This window comes from Pigmentiphaga sp. MLSB6-MA01 (assembly GCF_058793475.1).
In genome coordinates, this window is record NZ_JBXAFV010000003.1 from 130153 (window position 1) to 149505 (window position 19353).

The 19353-nt window shown below is 66.6% G+C and carries 20 protein-coding genes; 9 read left to right on the forward strand and 11 right to left on the reverse strand.

The genetic code is table 11. The annotated features are described in order from the left end of the window. Position 1: 1 nt before the first annotated feature. The 4 genes from AC1Q6E_RS06125 to AC1Q6E_RS06140 all read right to left on the reverse strand — a co-directional run bounded on the left by AC1Q6E_RS06125 (position 2) and on the right by AC1Q6E_RS06140 (position 4018). The gene (locus tag AC1Q6E_RS06125; protein WP_492572402.1) at positions 2-958 is read right to left on the reverse strand and encodes a Bug family tripartite tricarboxylate transporter substrate binding protein; all 957 of its coding nucleotides are present in this window, start codon (positions 956-958) and stop codon (positions 2-4) included. 29 nt (positions 959-987) lie between these two features. Continuing rightward, a complete protein-coding gene (locus AC1Q6E_RS06130) occupies positions 988-1941 on the reverse strand; it encodes a Bug family tripartite tricarboxylate transporter substrate binding protein (RefSeq protein WP_492572403.1) in 954 nt (317 codons plus the stop codon). Positions 1942-2227: 286 nt separating this feature from the next. Continuing rightward, positions 2228-2980: a hypothetical protein gene (locus AC1Q6E_RS06135; RefSeq protein ID WP_152799785.1), complete on the reverse strand. Its 753-nt coding sequence runs from the start codon at positions 2978-2980 to the stop codon at positions 2228-2230. Between the two features lie 45 nt (positions 2981-3025). Then, on the reverse strand, positions 3026-4018 hold the full coding sequence (locus AC1Q6E_RS06140) for a Bug family tripartite tricarboxylate transporter substrate binding protein (RefSeq protein WP_296560837.1): 993 nt from the start codon (positions 4016-4018) through the stop codon (positions 3026-3028). 357 nt (positions 4019-4375) lie between these two features. Here AC1Q6E_RS06140 and AC1Q6E_RS06145 point away from each other — a divergent pair, with 357 nt between their 5' ends. The 3 genes from AC1Q6E_RS06145 to AC1Q6E_RS06155 are packed head-to-tail and all read left to right on the forward strand — an operon-like array spanning position 4376 to position 6547. Next, positions 4376-5131, forward strand: coding sequence for an SDR family NAD(P)-dependent oxidoreductase (locus AC1Q6E_RS06145; protein ID WP_492572404.1), 756 nt, complete (start codon positions 4376-4378; stop codon positions 5129-5131). Between the two features lie 34 nt (positions 5132-5165). After that, a complete protein-coding gene (locus AC1Q6E_RS06150; RefSeq protein WP_492572405.1) occupies positions 5166-5753 on the forward strand; it encodes a cysteine hydrolase family protein in 588 nt (195 codons plus the stop codon). Further along, positions 5750-6547: an aspartate/glutamate racemase family protein gene (locus tag AC1Q6E_RS06155; protein ID WP_152799791.1), complete on the forward strand. Its 798-nt coding sequence runs from the start codon at positions 5750-5752 to the stop codon at positions 6545-6547. Before AC1Q6E_RS06150 ends, AC1Q6E_RS06155 begins: the two co-directional genes overlap by 4 nt. 9 nt (positions 6548-6556) lie before the next feature. Here AC1Q6E_RS06155 and AC1Q6E_RS06160 read toward each other — a convergent pair whose 3' ends face one another. Continuing rightward, positions 6557-7501: a LysR family transcriptional regulator gene (locus AC1Q6E_RS06160; protein WP_152835824.1), complete on the reverse strand. Its 945-nt coding sequence runs from the start codon at positions 7499-7501 to the stop codon at positions 6557-6559. Positions 7502-7652: 151 nt separating this feature from the next. Here AC1Q6E_RS06160 and AC1Q6E_RS06165 point away from each other — a divergent pair, with 151 nt between their 5' ends. Next, positions 7653-8534, forward strand: coding sequence for a hypothetical protein (locus tag AC1Q6E_RS06165; protein ID WP_492572406.1), 882 nt, complete (start codon positions 7653-7655; stop codon positions 8532-8534). A gap of 14 nt (positions 8535-8548) precedes the next feature. Here the strand turns inward: AC1Q6E_RS06165 and AC1Q6E_RS06170 are convergent, their stop codons facing one another. The 3 genes from AC1Q6E_RS06170 to AC1Q6E_RS06180 are packed head-to-tail and all read right to left on the reverse strand — an operon-like array spanning position 8549 to position 11179. Then, positions 8549-9442 (reverse strand): fatty acid desaturase, encoded by an 894-nt coding sequence (locus AC1Q6E_RS06170; RefSeq protein ID WP_492572407.1) that lies wholly within the window; start codon positions 9440-9442, stop codon positions 8549-8551. Positions 9443-9480: 38 nt separating this feature from the next. Then, the gene (locus AC1Q6E_RS06175) at positions 9481-10449 is read right to left on the reverse strand and encodes a Bug family tripartite tricarboxylate transporter substrate binding protein (protein WP_152799321.1); all 969 of its coding nucleotides are present in this window, start codon (positions 10447-10449) and stop codon (positions 9481-9483) included. 52 nt (positions 10450-10501) lie between these two features. Further along, positions 10502-11179 carry a flavin reductase family protein gene (locus AC1Q6E_RS06180; RefSeq protein ID WP_152799341.1) on the reverse strand — a complete coding sequence of 226 codons (678 nt, stop codon included), beginning with the start codon at positions 11177-11179 and terminating at the stop codon, positions 10502-10504. A 162-nt stretch (positions 11180-11341) separates the two neighbouring features. On the opposite strand from AC1Q6E_RS06180, the gene hutC reads away from it, so the two are divergent. Continuing rightward, on the forward strand, positions 11342-12049 hold the full coding sequence (gene hutC, locus AC1Q6E_RS06185) for a histidine utilization transcriptional repressor HutC (protein ID WP_492572408.1): 708 nt from the start codon (positions 11342-11344) through the stop codon (positions 12047-12049). A gap of 87 nt (positions 12050-12136) precedes the next feature. Beyond that, positions 12137-12565, forward strand: a complete 429-nt coding sequence (locus tag AC1Q6E_RS06190; protein ID WP_152799347.1) for a GlcG/HbpS family heme-binding protein — start codon at positions 12137-12139, stop codon at positions 12563-12565. 73 nt (positions 12566-12638) lie between these two features. Here AC1Q6E_RS06190 and AC1Q6E_RS06195 read toward each other — a convergent pair whose 3' ends face one another. Further along, positions 12639-13526 carry a LysR substrate-binding domain-containing protein gene (locus AC1Q6E_RS06195; protein WP_152799349.1) on the reverse strand — a complete coding sequence of 296 codons (888 nt, stop codon included), beginning with the start codon at positions 13524-13526 and terminating at the stop codon, positions 12639-12641. 132 nt (positions 13527-13658) lie between these two features. On the opposite strand from AC1Q6E_RS06195, the gene AC1Q6E_RS06200 reads away from it, so the two are divergent. Genes AC1Q6E_RS06200 through AC1Q6E_RS06210 form a run of 3 tightly spaced genes read left to right on the forward strand, consistent with a single transcriptional unit; the run spans position 13659 to position 17148 of the window. Further along, positions 13659-14660: a Bug family tripartite tricarboxylate transporter substrate binding protein gene (locus AC1Q6E_RS06200; RefSeq protein ID WP_492572409.1), complete on the forward strand. Its 1002-nt coding sequence runs from the start codon at positions 13659-13661 to the stop codon at positions 14658-14660. Positions 14661-14674: 14 nt separating this feature from the next. Next, entirely contained in the window at positions 14675-15895 is a 1221-nt protein-coding gene (locus tag AC1Q6E_RS06205; protein WP_152799356.1) for a membrane dipeptidase, read from the forward strand. Beyond that, the gene (locus AC1Q6E_RS06210; protein ID WP_492572410.1) at positions 15886-17148 is read left to right on the forward strand and encodes an NAD(P)/FAD-dependent oxidoreductase; all 1263 of its coding nucleotides are present in this window, start codon (positions 15886-15888) and stop codon (positions 17146-17148) included. The genes AC1Q6E_RS06205 and AC1Q6E_RS06210 overlap by 10 nt, the downstream gene beginning before the upstream one ends. A gap of 226 nt (positions 17149-17374) precedes the next feature. Here AC1Q6E_RS06210 and AC1Q6E_RS06215 read toward each other — a convergent pair whose 3' ends face one another. Beyond that, a complete protein-coding gene (locus AC1Q6E_RS06215; protein ID WP_492572411.1) occupies positions 17375-18238 on the reverse strand; it encodes an alpha/beta fold hydrolase in 864 nt (287 codons plus the stop codon). Positions 18239-18264: 26 nt separating this feature from the next. Further along, positions 18265-19347 carry a 2-hydroxyacid dehydrogenase gene (locus tag AC1Q6E_RS06220; protein ID WP_492572412.1) on the reverse strand — a complete coding sequence of 361 codons (1083 nt, stop codon included), beginning with the start codon at positions 19345-19347 and terminating at the stop codon, positions 18265-18267. Positions 19348-19353 lie beyond the last annotated feature (6 nt).

Genomic DNA, 19353 nt, shown 5'->3' on the forward strand with positions numbered 1-19353 from the left:
GCTAGTCTTCCAACAGGCCGAGTTCCTGGATCTTCTGCCGATAGACGGCGTCCTGCTCGGCAATGAGCCGCTCGAATTCCTGCCTGGAGGATGCGTTCAGTTCGAAGCCCGCGGCGCGCGCCGCCTGCGCGACTTCCTTGGCGGCCAGCGCCTTGTTGGCGACCGCGTGCAAGCGATCGGTCATGGCGGGCCGCATGCCGGCGGGGCCGAACAATCCGGCCCATGGCACGATGTCCAAGGGGGGAACCCCCAGTTCGGCCAGCGTAGGCGTGTCGGGCAGCAGTTCCGCGCGCCGCGATCCCATGACCGCGAGGGCGCGCAATCTGCCGCTTTCCACGTAGGGAATCCCCATGGTCGTCGCGACGATGGCCTGCACGCGTCCCGCGATGATTTCCTGGATGGCGGGCGGCTCTCCCTTGAACGGCACGCGGACCATCTCCAACCCCGATTTCTGGCTGAGATGCGCGAAGGCCATCAGGTTGGTGTTGGAGCCCGTTCCGTAGTTGTACTGACCCGGCTTGTGCTTGACCTGGGCGACGAACTCCGCGTAGCTGCGCGCCGGAAAACTCGCGCTCGTGTACAGCAGATAGGTATAGCGCCCGACGTCGGCGATGGTGGTGAAGTCCCGATGGACTTCATAGGGCGGCTGGCGGCGGATGTGCGGGGCGATGGACAGGTTGCCCGACGTGGCGAACAGCAGCCGGCAGCCATCGGGCTTGGCCTTGAGCACGTCAAGCGCCGCGATCTGGCCTTCGGCGCCGGGCTTGTTCTCAACGACGATGGCCGTGGCGAGCTGCCTGCCCATGTCCCTGGCAAGCGCGCGTGCAATCGTATCGGTGGTCGAACCGGCGGGAAACGGCGCGACCAGCGTGATGACGGGGCAGTCAGCCGCTTTCGCGGCAGGAGCGGCGACGAACAGGGCCAGGACGGCCCCGCGTGCGAATCGGGCGATGGGCATCGGAAGTCCTACCAATCAGTCGTTGGTGCTTAAAGCTGTTCGATCTTTGCGCTCTTGACGATGCGCGACCACAGCTCGATCTCTTCCTTCTGGCGGGCGCGGAGCGCGGCGGCTCCGCCGCCCGTGACTTCCGCGCCGCGCTCGGTGAAGAACTTGCGGGTGGCGGGATCGTTGGCGATCTTGGCGAACAATTGTTCAAGCCTGGCGAGCCGGGCTGCGGGAACCTGGGCCGGCGCAACAGCCGCGACCCAGGTGGAGGCCACGAAGTCGGGAAGGCCGGCCTCGGCCGTAGTAGGCACGCTGGGAAGCAGCGGGAGCCGTTCCCGGGAGGCTACGGCCAGAGCCTGAATCGTTCCGCCCTGCACCGACCCCAGCGCGCTCGTCGCGTCGACGATCGAAAAATCGACTTCCTTGCCAATCAGCGCATTGAGCGCCGCGCCCACGCCTTTATAAGGAATCGCGCGAGCGGTGAAGGACGCCTTTTCCTGGAGCAACTCGCCCATCAACTGATAGCTCGTCGCACCGGCGGCGTAGTTCAACGAATCGGGTTTGGCGCGGCCGGCCTTCACCAGCGCTTCGATGCTGGAGCGCTCGGACCCCACGGGTACGGCGATGACGCTCGGCACCGAGGCCATCATGCCCAATGCCGCCAGATCCTTGAGCGGATCGTAGGGAAGAGCCCGGTACAGCGCGACGTTGGTTGCCAGGATGGAGGTCGTTCCCACCAGCATCGTGTAGCCATCGTGCGGCGCGTTCAGCACGGCGCTGACACCGATGAGACCGTTGCCGCCCGCCTTGTTCTCCACGACGACCGACTGGCCCGTCTCCTCACCCAGCCGCTTGGCGTAATAGCGGGCGGCAATGTCGGTGATACTGCCGGGCACGAACGGAACGACGAACCTGATGGAGCGGGAAGGAAAATCATCGGCCACCGCCGTGCCGCCAGCCGCGCCGGCCGCTATCGCGAATGCAAGGGCCAGCATGCGAGGGAGCAAGCCGGCGCGTGGGCGTTGGGAAAAGAACATGATCGTCTCCTGTGCGACTGGCTACGCCAGCCATGGCCTTGTTGTGAGGCTATGGTAGGAGGACGATCCATGCTCGTCTAACACTTAAATTCGCATGATTAAGACCTGACAAGTCTTTATTGCCACGACCGGGTCAGCACATACGATGAGAATCGTTCTTATCAGCATGCTCCACCCTGCGCGGGAGATACGGCCGATCTGGCGCATGGCACCGGAGGCTTCGTCCCGAAGCCCCGGCCCGTCGCTATCCCCGCCCCAGCTCGAACCCATCCTGGCTCGGCAGCGCCGCCCACGCCTTGAACTGCGGCGACGCCGGCACCCGGCCCGCGCGCACCAGATCCAGCCAGACACCCGCCGCATCGTGAAAACAATTCGCGCCACAGGGCCATAGCGCCACGCTCATGGCCTCGGCCATTCGCGCTTCCGATATGCCGAGTTCGTAGCCCGCCTCGAGTTCTGCCCCGACGCCCCATTTGGATTTGTTGCCAGCGTGGGCCGACAGCAGGGCAAGATGCGCCCAGTCCGCCGGCACATCGGCCATCCCGGCGATCAAGGCATCGACGCCCTCACGGTAGGAGCGGCCCGCCTCGACACGAGGGAAATAGCCTTGCCAGTTCTCCTCGACGAACACGAAGGCGCGCACGCCGGCCACCCAAGCCGACAGCCGGAACGCCGCGTTGGCCTGGGCATCGGTGCCACCGTGCTGGAAGAACAGGTTGAGGTGGTGCGTGCCGAGTTCGCCCGCAACGCACAGCAACACCAGCCAGACGAACTCCTTCTCCAGCGGCCCGAGGTGCTTCTCGTCCAGCACCAGCGCCTTGTAGAACACGCGATAGCCGTCAAAGACCTGCGGCAGCGCCGCCGCCATCGGCCCTTGCTGGGGATTCACATAACCGCGTCTCGCGCGGAATTCATCCAGCCGGGCGAGCAATTCGTCGACGGTCGCCAACCCGTCGCCCAGTTGATCGGGTCCGCTGCCTCGTCCTGAGCCTGTCATCGTTTTTTCATCCTCCTGTTGCGGCATTCGCCGGTTCGCGGCGCTTCACTTGGCCTTCATGTCCGAGGCCTTGACGATCTGTTCCACCAGCGGCTTGCGCTTGACCAGGAAATCGCGGAATTCGCCGGCGGTGCTCCCCACCGGTTCGGCGCCAAGCTCCTTCAGCGAAGCCTGCACCGCCGGGTCGCGCGCAGCCGCGATGGCGGCGCGCTCGAGCCGCGCGATGACCGTCGGCGGCGTGCCCGCCGGGGCGAACAGGCCCGTCCACGAGGTCGACTCGTACTCGGCAACGCCTTGCTCGGCCAGCGTGGGCAGTTCGGGCAAGAAAGAGGAACGCCCGGACGACCCCATGCCCAGTGCCCGCACCTGCTTGTCCTTGATCAGGCCGAGCGCGGCGGGCAGGTTCTCGAAATCGACCTGCAGGACCCCCGACCGCAGGTCGGTCATGGCAGGCGCGGTTCCACGATAAGGCACGTGCGTCATCTTCACCTTGGCGAGGTACTGGAACATCTCGGCGCTGAAATGCGACAGCGAACCGACCCCCGCACTGCCGAAATTGATGCTGCCCGGCTTGGCACGCGCGGCCTGGACCAGGTCCTGGGCCGATTGGTAGGGCGTGTCCTTGTTGACGATCAACACGACCGGACTGTCGGAGAAACGCGAGACCGGCGCGAAATCCCTGGAGGGATCATAGGCCAGGTCGGGCTGCATCGCGGGATTGATCTGGATGCTTCCTGGCGTTCCGATGATGAGCGTATAGCCATCGGCCGCCGCGCGCGCCACCTGCATCGCCCCGATGGCGCCGCCGGCGCCCGTCACGTTCTCCACCACGACCGACTGTCCCAGGCTCTGCCCCATGGGCCTGGCCAGCAGACGGGCCAGCACGTCCGTCCCGCCCCCGGCGGCGAACGGTACCACCAGGCGGATGGGGCGCGCGGGATAGTCCTGCGCCAACGCAAGGCTTGCCCAGCCGCTCGCGACTACGCCGGCCAGCGCCAGGCCGGCCAGGCGTCGATTGCTCGACCACACTTTCTTCACGGATCGTCTCCACGCATCGCCGCGTTTCGCCACGCGGACGATGCTCTGTTCTTGTCGGAATATGCGCCGCACCGTCTTGCATGACATGCACGCGTACGGGAAAGTCTATCGAACCGCGCCCACCCCGCGTTCGATCATTCCGAACAGGCTGTTCAACAAAGGCGAAATCCCGGCTGCGGCGCCGCAGGACTGCCCGCCTGGCCAGCCACAACGCCGTCCCGCGCAAGCCCGCTCGGCTTTTCACGAAAATCTAATAGGTCTTTCGGCGCCGGCGTCTCGCCAGCCAGGGGCCGCCTGGCGCAATCTCGTCCCACTTGAACGAAACAGGAACCCCCATGCACGCTTCATGGACGCGGGATGATCGCCATGCATGATTTCGCCGGCCGTGTCGCCCTGGTAACGGGAGGAGCGGGCGCGATCGGCCAGGCGATCACCGCCGCGCTGCGAGAACGCGGCGCCCAGGTGATCGCCGCCGACCGGAGCGGATCGCCGGCACGCCCCGGCGGCGACGCCGTCGAACCCTTGGACGTCACCGATCGCGGGGCCGTGACGGCGCTGGTGCATCGCATCGAACAGGAGCGCGGCCGGCTGGACATCCTGGTCAATGCCGCCGGCGTGGTGTCCTTCGGGACGGCCGCCGAACTGGACGAGGCCGAATGGAACCGCGTCCTCGACGTCAACCTCAAGGGCAGCTTCCTTGCTTGCCAGGCGGTGATCGGCCCGATGCGCCGCCGCCACTACGGCCGCATCGTCAACCTCGGCTCCGTGGTCGGCAAGAACGGCGGCAACGCCCGCCCCTGGCTCGACCCCGCCGAGCAGCAACTGGCCGGCAACGTGGCCTATGGCGTATCCAAGGCCGGCGTACACGTGATGACCGCCTTCCTGGCCAGGGAGCTGGCGGCCAGTGGCATCACCGTCAACGCCGTCGCCCCCGGCCCCATCGCCACCGGGATGACGGCCTCGTTTCCCGCGGCGCTGCGCGCGGCGATTCCCGCCGGCCGGATGGGCACGGTGGCCGATGTCTCGCGCGCGGTGCTGTTCCTGGCGGCTGACGAGGCCGGCTTCGTCAGCGGCGAGACTCTCGACGTCAACGGCGCCATGTGGTGCGACTGACGCCAGATTTTTTCCTTCCCAAGGCTCCCTGTCCATGAAGTCCATCTATCTCGTGCTTGACATGCAGAACGACCTCGTCCACGGCGAAGGTCCCAACGGCGCGTCGCCCCTGGGCGAACAAGTCCGCGCGCGCGGCATCATCCCGCGGACGGTGTCGGCCATCGAACGCGCGCGCCGGGCGAGCGCATTCGTCGGCTTCGTCCGGGTCGGATTCTCGCCCGACTACCGCGAATGCCCGCCGGGCTCGCCGGTCTTCTCGGGTGCGCCCAAGGCCGGCCTTTTCAAGCTGGGGAGCTGGGGATGCGACATCCACCCCGAATTGCCTCAGCAGACCGGCGACATCCAGATCGTCAAGCACCGCGTCAGTCCGTTCTACGCCACCCCGCTGATGCTCCAGCTCCGCACCCTGGGCATCGGCCGCATCGTCTGCTCGGGCGTAACGACACAGGCGGTGGTCCAGGCCACCGTTCGCGACGCGCACGACCGGGACTTCGATGTCGTGGTGCTGGAGGACTGCTGCGCCGCGCATTCCGCGGAAGAGCACCGCAACTCGATCGCGAGCATCGGACGCTTCTGCCGGGTCGAACAATCCGATGCCGTCGATTTCGGAGGAACCCCATGAGCCTGCGCATCTGGCACCAGAGCCTCACCGTCCTGGAAGATCTCGGTCCGTACAACGACGCGCTGGCGACCCACTTCGCGCGGGTCGCCTCTCCCGGAACCGACATCGTGCTGCATGGCATGCGGCCCGGCACCTACCGATCCGAGTATCCCGGCACGGATATCCGCCACTATGGCCTGCAAGCCCTGCATGCTGTGCAGCTCATCCATGCGGGGCTGGCCGCCCAACGCGAGGGCTATGACGCATTCGCCGTCAGCACGCTGCCGGACACGGCGCTGCGCGAACTGCGGTCGCTGCTTTCGCTGCCGGTGGTCGGCTACGGCGAATCGGCCATGCTGACGGCGTGCCAGCTCGGCGCGAAGTTCTCGGTCCTGGTATTCATCCGCGAACTGGGCGAACTGGTCGCCGACAACGTCCGCCGCTACGGATTGCAGGAACGGCTGTGCAGCGTGTCGGACGTCGGCTTCCGTTTCCATGACGTGCTGCGTGCCTACGGCGACCCGACGCCCCTGATCGAACGCTTCCAGGCCGCGGCCCGGCGCGAGCTCGAAAAGGGCGCCGACGTGATCATTCCCGGCGAAGCCCCGCTGTGCGTGCTGCTGCTCGAGAACGGCGTCACCAGTGTCGATGGCGCTCCCGTGCTGGATTCGCTGAGCTGCTGGGTCAGGCACGCCGAACTGCTGGTCAGCCTGCAACGGCAAGGCATCACCGCCAGTCGCCGCGGCATCTTCCGGGAACCGCCCGCCCCCGAACGCATCGACGAGATCTGCGCGTTCTATCGCGGCTTCCCGTAGCCGCCCCCGTCAACGCCCCCCCGCCGCCGCCCCCACCCGGATCGTCTGCCACGCCTGGGGCCGGCGGTGCGGGTCGAGCGTTTCCAGCAGGAAGTCGATCAGCGCGCGGATCTTCGGGGACATGACACGAGTCTTGGGTGTAACGGCATAGAACGGCTTGGTCGTGGTCGTCCAGTCGGGATATGCCATGGCCAGCTCGCCGCTGGCGACGTGAGCGCCGATGTAGGCGTCGAGCACATGGACCAGACCGCTACCCCGGAGGGCCGCGCCGATCAACGCGCTGCTGCTGTTGAAATGCAGCGGCCCGTCGGGACGGACGGCCACATGCTCCTCGCCATCGCGCCGCAACTGCCATTCCAGCGGCCCCCGGCCGCCTTCCTGGACCAGGCCGAGGCACAGGCGGGGGTCGAGCTGCGCGGGATGCTCCGGCAGGCGGTCCACCAGATCGGGCCGGCCGCACACCACATAGTGGCCTTCATAGATCGGCCGGGCGACCAGGTCCGCCTCCTCCACACGTCTCATCCGTATCGCGACGTCGATCGCGCTTTCGATCATGTTGTGCGTGCTGTTGGTCAGCGTGACCGACACCGACAGGCCGGGATAGCGGGCGGCGAAGAGGCTCAAGGCCGGGCAGATCAGGGTCTGCCCGATCGCGATCGGCACCTCCATGCGCAGCGTGCCGCGCAGCTCCCCCACCGCCGCCTGGATGTTGACCTCGGCGCGCTCGACAGCCTGCAGGATCTGCTTGCTCTCCAGCAGGAACTGCTCGCCGGCGTCCGTCAGGCACAAGAAGCGGGTATTCCGGTTGATCAGCGTCGCCCCGAGATGCCGCTCCAGGTTGCGCACGCACGCGGTCACCGTGGCATTGGCCAGGTTCAGCGACGCCGCGGCCCGCGAGAAGCTGCCGCACTCCGTCACACGCACGAACACCTGCATCGCCCACAACCGATCCATCGCGCCTCCCCGGTCCAATAGTCATGTAGACATGTGTTTATATCGCATCGGAACCAGGAACCGTTTTCCCAACCCACTGTACTCACGAGATAAGTCAGCCGGACCCATCCCGGAGGCGCCGCGTTGCGCCTCCTTCTCTTGAGAGCAGATCATGCCCAATCTTTCACTAGGTCTTTCGACAGGACTGACCACCCTGGCCACCGCCGATCATGCGCTGCATGCCGCCAGGCGGGACGATGCTCCTCCCGGTTCCGCCCCCGGCGATCGACGGGCCGCTCCCGCCGATGGCGCATCCGCGCACGCTCGCGCCAGGCATGCGCGCTCGTCCTTCCTTGCCGCCGGCCTGCACACCGGCGTGCTGTCCGGCGAGTACGCCAAGAAATTCGTTGTCGCATTCCGCCCCGACACGCCGGCCGGAACGGCCGTGGCGGACAAGACGAAGCTGTCAACCGATCCGGCCACTCCCGAAGGCGAGGCATGGCTGCGCAGCGAGTTCGACAAGATCCGCGCCAATGTGACCGACGAGGCCAGCAAGCCATCCTACGATACCTTGGAACGGGTCATCTCGGGCAATTTCAAGCCGATCAGGGAACGCACCACCAATGAAGTCTATTGGGAGCATATTCTCTTGCGCTATGTCGGCAACGTGCCCCTGGATATCGAGCGGAACTACTCCGAGAAACTGAAGCTGTCGCTGATCGGCAGCGCCGAACGCATCCTGCACGGCCACGACGGAATCGCCGAATCGGCGCGCATCCTCAACGAACTCCTGGCGACGACGCAATACACCATCGTCGATACGGTCATGCGCGACACCGGCAAGGAAAGCGGCTGGGTGACCGAGCGCTGGGCCTACCTGGATGGAAACGAGAAGCACAACCAGGTGCTCGACGGCATCGACTCATTCCTGATCAAGGAAGGCCGGATCGACACCAAGATGATCAACTACACCGTCGAACCGGCGACGCCGCCCGCCAGCTTCTATACCGCGCTGGGCGTCTCGCATCCGGCGCACAACCCCGGCGTCGATTGATCGCCTCGGCAGCCTCACCAACGAGGGTGCGCGGGATCGAACACCGGCCTGAACATGAAGCGCCTGGCGATGTCGAGATAGCCGCGGTAGTAGAAATTGCCGTTGACCGCCAGCATCTCGGCGCGGTGGTCGCGCCACCGGGCCGGAATGCGGTACCACGGCAAGGTGGGCTGGCGGTGATGCACCAGATGCAGGTTGTTGTAGAGGAAGAGGATGCCCATCAGCATGTTCGACTCGACGATGGCCACTCTTTCCATGGGCTTGTCGCCCCAGCGATGCTCCGTGAACGTGCGCAGCATGCCCAGCGACATCCCCGGCCAGGCAAAGCACGCCAGGTATTTCCAGAGCGGCATGTCGCACACCGCCAGCACCCATCCGAGAACGGCCGCCAGGCTGAGCGCGTGCATGCCCCAATGCGGCAGGTGCGAATGGTCGCCGCCGCGCACGCGCGCCGCCTCCTTGCTCGCCAGCTTCCACAGCCTCAGGAACGGGCCGAACACGAGCCGGAACGCCAACGTCTGGTTCAGCATCACGAGTCGCCGCCGGGCCTTGCCGGCCGGTGGCCAGTCCTGCCGCATGTGATAGAAGCTCTCCGTGTCGCGCTGCGGATGCGTCATGTAGAAATTGATGTGGTGCGTGCTGTGGCTGCGCCTGTATATCGGATAGGGCATCCACAGCCCGAGCGGCGGCCAGACGAAGGCGGTACGCAGCCAGGCGGGCCACGAACGCATGCCGTGGATGCTCTCGTGCTGCAGCGAGAAGTGCCATTGGGTTACATACCCGCCGGCAAGAAAGAGCAGCACGGCCGGAATGGACGCATGCCACCACGTCAGGGCCAGCCAGGAGGCGTAGAGCGCCAGCCCCAGGAGCAACGTCGGTATCTCGCAGCGGTCCCAGATACGTCGCATGGTCGGATGTCCTCGAATACCGGAGGGCCGTGACGCCCTCAGTTCGGCTCGATGCCGACCTGCTTGACGACGGCGGTCCACTTCACCGCGTCGGCCTTGATGAAGGCCGCCAGCTCGGCGGGCGTGCTCCCCACGACGAACGCTCCCTGCTCTTCGTAGCGCTTCTTGAACCCGGGCTCCTGCACGATGGCCCGGACCTCGGCGGACAACTGGTCGACGATGGCCCGCGGCGTACCCGAACGACCCATCAGGGCATACCAGGAAGACACTTCGAACGCGGGGAATCCGGCCTCGGCCATCGTAGGGACATTCGGCAGCAGCGGCGCGCGCGTCTTGTGTGCCACGGCCAGCGCCTTGAGCTTGCCGGACTGCACATACTGCAGGCCGGTGCTTACCTCATAGAAGATGAACTGCATCTGGCCGCCCAGCAGATCCGTCATCGCCGGCGCCGGCCCCTGATAGGGAACCGCGGTGAAATCCGCGCCGGTCTTCGCCATGAGCAGTTCGCCGGCCAGGTGGGAGTAGGCACCGATCGTGACGCCATAGTTGACCTTGCCCGGATGGGATTTCGAATAATCAACGAGTTCCTGCACGGTGTTGACCGGAAGGCTGGGGTGTACCAGCAGCATCTGCGGGGTCAGCGCCACCAGGGAAACCGGCACGAAGTCCTTCTCCAGGTCGTAGGGCAAGGTCTTGAAGAGACTGGTCTGGATCGTCAGGTTCGATGCCGGCGCGAACAGCAGCGTATAGCCGTCGGCGGGCTGGCGCGCCATGTATTCGAAACCGATGTTGCCGGCCGCGCCGCTGCGATTCTCGACCACCACCGGCTGCTTGAGCCGTTTCTGCAATTCCGTGCCTACGTCGCGGGCGATCCGGTCGATGGTGCCGCCCGGCGGGTATGGCACGATCATGCGGATGGTCTTGCTCGGATAGCCCTGGGCCGCGACCGTGCCTGCGTACAGCAGGATCGCCAGGAAACCATGGAGGCGCAACAGAAGAGACTTCATGAATGACTCCAGTGAAAAGGCCAGCGAAACAGAAACGAGGGACCGGCCGCCGTCAACGGCCGCCATACAGGCCGTAGCGGTTGTGCCCCGCCGCGGCCTCCTGCCCCTCCCAGTCATCCTCCAACTCGATCGGCAATACCTTGTCGACGTAGGTATAGTCGGCATAGCCGAGCCGGGCCAAGGGCTTGATGCCCGCGACGTCGACCTTGCCGTCCGCCATGATCACCGAGTCGTCGATGTGCACGCCGATCACCTTGCCCACCACCAGGTAGTGGGTGTTTGCGATACTGTCGCCGGGCAGGCACAGCGTGGTGTAGTACCGGCATTCGAACGCGACCGGACTTTCCGCGACCCGGGGCGTCTTGATCAGCCGGCTGGGAGCCGCCGTCAATCCCACCGCGTCCAGTTCGCTGATGGCCGGATCGTAGATCTGGGAACTGCGCGTCACCTGCCGGCGCAGGTCCCAGGTGGCCATGTTGTAGACGAACTCTCCGCGGCGTTCCGCGTTGTCGCTCGAATCCTTCCGGCGCCAGTCCGGCGGGTGCCGGTTGGCCGAGAACATGACGAAACCCGGGTCGAAGCCGACGATGTTGAACTGCGAGAACGGCGCCAGGTTCACCCGGCCGTCATCGGCCAGGGTGGTGATCCAGCCGATGGGACGGGGCACCACGCAAGCCTTCAAAGGGTTGTACGGCAGCCCGTGGTTGTTGAGTTCGCTTTCGTAGAACATGGTTCCTTCCTGATGCCTGGGTCATGACAGGAACTTCAAGTTGTATATACATATCTGCGCATTTCGAGAATAGTTGTATAGACAACTCGTGTCAATGGAATAATGCGCATTTGCTTATCTGGTTTTTTTCTATCGCTTCGGTCGAATCGGAGCTCGAGCAGAATGAAGACAAACACCCCGGCCTACCTTCAGGTGAAGGATTTCATCAAGGGCCGCATCAGCAGCGGGCAATGGCGGCCCGGCGACCCGGTGCCGAGCGAAGCGGAACTGGGCGCGAAGTTCGGCCTGAGCCGGATGACCGTCAACCGGGCGTTGCGCGAGTTGACGGGCGAAGGCCTGGTCATCCGGGTCCAAGGCTCGGGCAGCTACGTCGCCGAGCTGGACAAGATCTCGTCGACCATTTCCATCCGCGACATCCGGGAGGAAATCATCGAGCGCGGCCACGAGTATTCGGTGCGCGTGGTGACGGTGGCCGCGGAAAAAGCCACCGCCGCGGTTTCGCGCACGCTGGAAGTCAACGTGGGGTCGCGGGTTTTCCATAGCATCCTGGTGCATATGGAGGACTCGGTCCCGATCCAGTACGAAGATCGCTATGTGAATCCGGCGGTTGCCCCCGACTACACGGCCATCGACTTCAACCAGGTCACGCCCGCCAGGCACTTGCTGACCGCGGCGCCCCTGAGCGAAGCGAGCTATTCGATCGAAGCGCACCTGCCCAGTCCGGCCGAGGCCGGGCATCTCGGCATCAAGCCCCAGGATCCCTGCCTCGTCATGGTGCGCCGGACCGTCAGCGGTTCCAACGTCGGCAGCATCGCCAGGCTGGTCTACCCGGGGAAGCTCTACCGTTTCCAGGGAAGCCTGCAGACATGAGGCGGCCCGGGCGGCAGCGCGGCCCGCCCCGCGGGATTTCGCCGCGCGCATCTCTCCATCAACGTCTTTTTCCGTAGAAGATCCACCATGCCCAATCTCACCAGCCAGCAGGCCCGCACCATCGTCGATGCGGCATTCGCCGCCGCGCGCGAGTCCGGATTCAAGCCCATGGGGGTCGTCGTCATCGACGCCTCCGCGCAAGTCATGGCAAGCGCCCGCGAGGACGGCGCATCGCCGCTGCGCCTGGACATCGCGCTCGGCAAGGCCGGCGCCTCGATCGGCATGGGCGTCAACAGCCGCGCGCTGGTCCAGCGCGCGACAGACATGCCGGCATTCTTCGCGGCGATCCCCGCCGTGGCGCAACAGAAATTCATACCGCAGACGGGCGCGGTCCTGATCCTCGACGCGCAAGGCGCCGTGATCGGCGCGGCGGGCGCCTCGGGAGGCAGCGGCGACGAAGACGAGCAGATCGTCATGGCCGGCATCGTGGCGGCCGGATTGAAGCATCCCGCATGACGCCAGCGGGCGCCGACCACGCCACCCCGCGGAAAACCGGACGCCTTCCCGGGCGCTTCTCCGCGGCGGGACGCTAGTCGTAGTCTTTCAGGAACCTGGTGACCAGGCGCACGAACGCCTGCGTGACGAGCGAGCGAGGCTTGCCCGCCGGAAACAGCATCGCGAAATCATTGAAGAACGCCGGCTCGAACCGGCGCGCGACCAGGCCGCGGCCCGAGAAATCGTGGGCCGTGACCGGGTCGACGATGCCATAGCCCACGCCTTCGGCCACGAACGCGCACATCGACGCGAACAACGGCGTCTCGACCTTGATGGACAAGGTGGCGCCGTTTTCGGCGAACAGCTCGTGCAGGCGCTGCGTGCGGATGTGGTCGCGCGGCGCGGTCACGATGGGCAGGCCGCTCAGGTCGGCCGGGCGAATGACCTCGTTGCGCGCCAGCGGATGCTGCGCGGGCAGGACGCAGACACAGCGCAGGCGCAGCTTTTCGGCGTCGACCCAGCCTGGGTCGTATGCCGTCTCGGAAAATCCGATGTCGAATTGCTGGGTGGTGACCAGGGTCACGACGGTAGGCGAGCTGCGTGCCTGCAGCGTGACGTTGACACCGGGATACTCCCGCAGGAAATGCGCCGCGACGCGCGGCAGGAACTCAAGCGCCAGCATCGGAAGCGCCGCGATCCGCAAGCTGCCCGCCTTCGCATCGCGGATGTCGGCCGCGAGCTGCTCGATGCTGCCCAGCCCCTGAAGCGCGGCCACCACCGCGCCATGGAGATACTTGGCCTCTTCGGTGGGCTGCAGGCGGCTCTTCTCGCGTACGAACAGGCCAAAACCAAGGTCGGACTCCAGCCCCGCGATCAGGGTGCTGATGGCGGGCTGCGACAGCCCGAGCCGGGCGGCGGCACCGGTCACGGTTCCCGCGACCATCACGGCGTGAAAAGCTTCGAGCTGACGCACTTTGAACATGGCGGGATGGGGTATAGGAGATTTTTATGGAGTCAGAGAAAAACAGGATTGGATCGCGGATTTCGGGATCAGTATGCTGGGAACCCTAGCGCATCCACAGAAATGATAGTGCTCGAAACCGGGGGAAGGATCATGAAACATGCAACAGCGTGGGGCTTGAAGTTCTCTCTGGAGGCGTCGATCGTCGCCGCCCTGGCGGGCGGCCTGGCCTTCGCGCCGGGCGCGGGCGCGGCCGACGACTACCCCAGCCGACCGATCCGCATGCTGGTCGGATTTTCCGCGGGCGGCGCGACCGACCTGTCGGCGCGCATGATCGCCCTGCACCTGTCCGAGCGGCTGGGGCAATCCGTCGTCGTGGAGAACCGGCCCGGCGCGGGTGGCAGCATCGCGGCCAGCGCCGTGGCGAAGGCCCCCGCCGACGGTTACACCATCCTGTACACCTCGGCGGCCCACGCCATCAACGCCGCGCTCTACAAGTCGCTGCCCTTCGACCCCGTGGCCGATTTCCAGCCCATCACCACGGTGACCACCACGCTCAATGCGTTGATCGCCCATCCATCCCTGCCTGCGCGCGGCGCCGCCGAGTTCATCGCCTACGCGAAGGCGAACCCGGGCGGCGTCAGCATGGCCTCGACCGGCATCGGCTCGTCCAGCCACATGGCCCAGGTCCTGTTCACCAGCATGGCCGGCATCACGGTCAATCACGTGCCCTACAAAGGCACGGGCGAAGCCATTCGCGATATCGTTTCCGGCGAGGTCAAGGTCGCCATCGACGCCGTCACCGCCTACCTGCCCTACCTGAGGAACGGCAGCCTCAAGGTGGTCTGCCTGGGCGACGTCCGGCGCAGCGCGCTGCTGCCCGATGCCCCCACCTGCGACGAAACGGGCCTGCCGGGCTACGCGGTCAGGAGCTGGCAGGGCGTGCTCACCACGGCCAACGTCCCGCGCCCTATCGTGGACCGGCTCAATCGCGAGATCAACGCGATCCTGAAATCGCCCGAGACCATCCGGCAGATGCAGGCAGCGGGCGCCCGTCCGCTTGGGGGCACGCCGGAAGAGTACGCGGCCATCATCAAGCAGGACATCGCGAAGCTCAAAGAGCTGGTCTCCCTGGCCGGCATCCAACCGCAGTGACGCGGGGAGCAACCATGAACAGACCGACCCCCACGGCGGCGCAAGCAGAAGAGACCGCCCGCCGTATCCACGCCGAGCATCTCGTCATCGATTCACTCGCGCCCAGCTTCGTCGACGAATGGGCCCTGACGCCCGCCATGCTCGAGATCGGCAAGGCCCTGCAGGCGCAAGGCGGCTCGCGCCCCGCCATCAAGAAGGCCATGGCCGAACACCTCATCGCCCAGTGCGCGCACGATCCGCAAACGCGCGACACCTATCTTTCGTACTGGCGGCGCTCGGGGGTCACGGCATGCAACTACACCCTGTACGCATCCGGTCCGCCCGACACCGCCCTGGACGCGACCATCGCCAGCGCGCGGCGCGCCGAGACCCTCATGGCCGCGCTGGGCGGGCAGGTGACCCTCGCCACCCAAGCCGCGCAGCTCGAAGCCGCGCATCGCGACGGCCGCCACGCGGTCATGTACAACCTGCAGAACGCCGAACCCGTCGGGGCCGACCTCGACCGGGTGGAGGTCCTGCACGAGCTGGGCGTGCGCAGCATGCAGCTCACCTACAACCTGCGTACACGCTTCGGCGACGGCTGCCTGGAAACCAACGACGGCGGCCTCAGCCGCTTCGGCGCCGCGCTGGTCGAGAAGATGAACGCGCGCCGCATGATGGTCGACCTCTCGCACGCCAGCGCGAACACCGCGCGCGACGCCGTGGCCGCGTCCAGGACGCCGGTCGTGGCCACCCATACCGCCGCCCGCGCGCTCAGCGGCCATCCGCGCGGCCTGCCCGACGATGTGTTGAAGGGCATTGCCGACCGTGGAGGCTACGCCGGCGTGGTGGTCCTGCCGGCCTTCATCCTGCCGGCCGAGGGCGACGGCCGCGCGGAAAAACATGGCAAGCCTCGCGGCTGGGCCACGCTCGATACCGTCGTCGATCACCTCCAGCACCTGGTCGACGTGATGGGAGAGGATCACGTCGGCGTCGGCTCCGACTGGGGCAAGCCCTACTACAACGCGCTGGCCTGGACACCGTCGATGATCAGGCCCGAGAGCGGCAGCTTCAACTGGGTGGGTTGGCGCCCGCAGGACCGTTTCGATCCGAACGCGCAGACCCTGGGCCTGGAAACCTGGGATAAATGGCCCAACCTGACCGCGGCCATGCTGCGCCGGGGCATGGCCGAATCCACCGTCGCCAAGATCGTCGGCGCGAACTACTTGCGCGTGTTCCGCGAGATATGCGGATAGCGGCCGCCGCATCGCCCGGACCGGACGAGCGCATCGCGGTGATCGGCGCCGGCATCGTCGGCGCCTGTATCGCCCATGCCTTGCGCCGCCGTGGCGCCGACGTCGTGCTGATCGACCGCGACGAACCGGGCCGCGGCTGCAGCTTCGGCAACCTGGGCGCGATCAGCATGAGCTCGGTCGCCCCGCTGGCCATGCCTGGCGTCCTGGCCTCGTTGCCGGGCATGCTGCGCGATCCCGAAAGCCCGCTCTTCCTGCCCCTTGCCTACCTGCCGCGGGCACTACCCTGGCTGCTCAGGTTCCTGGCGTCGGCCCGCGCCGCGAAGATCGCGCAAGCGTCGCGCACGCTGGCGCGCCTGCACGCCGGCGCCGTCACGGCGCACCAGGCCCTGGCCCGCGAAGTCGGCGTCCCTGAACTCATCCTGCAACGCGGCCAGTTGCACCTCTACCCCGACCGCCGCGCCCACGCCCAAGACCAGGCCGCGTGGCGGCTGCGCGCCTCGCACGGCCTGCCCTTCACCCTGCTCGACCGCCCGGGCATCCTGGAACTGGAACCGCATGTGGGCAAACGCTACACGGTCGGCGTATTCCTGCCCGACGACGGAACCATCCTCAATCCACTGCGCTACGTCCAGGCCATCGTGCGGGCGTTCGCCGCGCGCGGCGGCGAGGTCCGGCGCGACGAGGTGCGCGGGCTCGCGCGCGGCGCCGAAGGATGGGAGCTGATCTCCGCGCGCGGCGGCGAACGCTTTTCCCGGGTCGTGGTGGCGGCCGGCGCGTGGTCGACGCGACTGCTGGATCCGCTCGGCATACGGCTGCCGCTGGAGAGCCAGCGCGGCTACCATGCGCAGTTCCCGGGCTGTACCGGATTGGTATCGCGCTCGGTGGTGCTGGCCGACCGCAAGATATTCCTCGCTCCCATGGAAGACGGGCTGCGGGTCGGCGGCACGGTGGAGATCGCGGGTCTCGACCGCCCTCCGGACATGCGCCGGGCGCACCTGCTCGAACACATCGTGCGTGCGAACTTCGACGGCCTGCATGGCGCGACGGCAACGCACTGGATGGGCCACCGGCCCTGCATGCCCGACTCCCTGCCCGTCATCGGCCCGGCCGCCGAGCCGGGCCTCTGGCTGGCCGTGGGGCACGGCCATCTCGGGATGACCGACTCGGTCAATACCGCGCGAAGGATCGCGGATGGGATGCTGGGGCCGCATGCCGAGCCATCGCTATTGCCACAACCTGATCCGCGCATATAGAGAAAATCGTTCACATCATTCTTTTCCACCCCGGGCAGGTCCTGCCTGTCCTCCGGCGACACCATCACCAATTGCCTGGCCGGCCTGCATATGGCTGCGCCGCGATGTTGGCAGGCGCGGCCCACCTCTTCTACCCGGGCGTGAAAAAATGGCGCACGGCGACCGCGCTGCCGCGGTGCGCCGTGCCGAGGATGTCCTTGATGGACGGAGTCGTGCCTGCCGCCCTTCAATGACGGCGCAGGAAATCCAGCACCGCGGCATTGAAGGCATGCGGCTGCTCCCACGATACCGCGTGCCCGGCATCGCCGATGACCTTGAACTCCGAGCCCTTCACATGCGAAGCCCAGACGCGCATCAGGCCGGGCGGGGCGATCAGGTCGGCACCTCCCGCCACCACCAGCGTGGGCGCGGTAATGGACTCGAGCTTGGCATAGGTATTGGCTGTTCGCAGCGGCTGATCGGCCGCGCCTTTCTGCCTGGCGTGTTCCTCATGGTGCATCCAAAGTTCCGTGCCCGCCGGGTCGGCGCTGCGGTACGCCGGGCTGACCTCCATATAGACCACCGGCAATTTGCGGCGGCCCGGCATGTCGATGCGCGCGGTCAGCGCCTTCATTTCCGGCTCGGCATCGAGGCGCGCGCTGCTGGCGGCGACCACCATGGCACGCACACGGCCGGGACGCCAGGCGGCATAGTCGAGCGCCGAAAAGCCGCCACCGGCGACGCCGACCAGGAATACCTTGTCGAGCTTCAGGTGGCCGATCAGCGCATCGAGGTCGCCCGAGACGCTGCCGGGCTGTTCGCCGCTGGCCGGCTCGGCCATGCTCTTGCCCCAGCCCCGCCGATCGAAGGCGATGACCCGGTAGCCGGCCGCGGCAAAGGCCCCGATCTGTTCTGGCCAGGTCTCGCTGGTGCCGGTGTTGGCATGCATCAGAATAAGGGGCGTGCCGCTGCCGCCCGAGTCGGTGTACCAGAGCTTGACGCCCGGCAGTTCGGCATAGTGGCCGGTATCCGCCGCCGCGGCCAGGCCGGCGCCCGCCAGCCCCAGTACCAAGACGGTGGCACGGAAAAGTTGAATGATCGTCGATCGCATCGTGTGTCTCCTCTTTGAGGGGGTTTTCATCCGCGGCGCTGCAACGCCGCGTGCAGGTTCAACAGCAGGTTCTCGGCATCGATCAGTCCGTTCATGCGCGAGGCGCCGGCCATGTGCGGCGTCAGGATGACGTTATCGAAGTGCAACAGCGGATCGTCATCCGCGCTCGGTTCACCGTACTGCACGTCGAAGCCGGCGCCTGCCAGGTGGCCGGCGCGCAGCGCCTCGACCAACGCGTCATGGTCGACGATCTCGGCCCGCGCGGTATTGACCAGGTACGCCCCCCGGCGCATGCGGCCGATGGCCGCCGCGTCGACCAGGCTACGGGTCTTTGCCGAGCTCGGCACATGCACGCTCAGGAAATCCGACTGCTCGAACAACTCGTAGAAGCCGCAGTGCGTCACCCCCAGGACCTGCTCTTCGGCGGCATCGAGCGGCATACGCTTGTGATAGCACACCCGCATGCCAAAGGCCCGGGCCAGCATCGCCACCTCGCGAGCGATCTCTCCAAGACCCAACAGGCCCAGCGTCAGGCCGTGCAGCGTGCGCAAGTCCGGAATGCGGCCATAGTTGGCCGCCGCGGTATGGCGCCGGTCGTAGGCGCGGAAAGCAAAGCCCGCCTGCTGGAGCCGGCTTTCCGAAACCAGCCCGTTGATCAGCGGCAGGCGCCGCGCGAGCGCCAGAATCAGGGTGATGGTGTGCTCGGCCACCGCGATGTTGGTGCGGCGGCGCAATGACATGACCGGGATGCCCCGGGCGGCGCACGCGGCCTGGTCGATGTTGTCGCCGAGCCGGCCGAACTTGTGGACGATGGCCAGGCGCGGAGCCATCGCAAGTTCGGCTTCGCCGATGTCCAGGCTCTCCACGACCACCGCGTCCGCCTGCGGCAGGGCAGCTCGCAGTTCCTCCTGGCTGTTGACCAGGCGCAGGTCCGCCGGATACAGCCCCGGCAGACGGCCGCGCAGCGCATCGAGCCAGCCCGCGAAATCGGGCTGATCGGTGCTGTTGTAGTCCGCGAAGGCGGCTACGCGTTCCGCGGAAGTCGAGGGATCCAGGATCACCTGGGCCATCCGCAGCACGCGGTCTTCTTCCACAACGATCAGGGGCATGGTGGC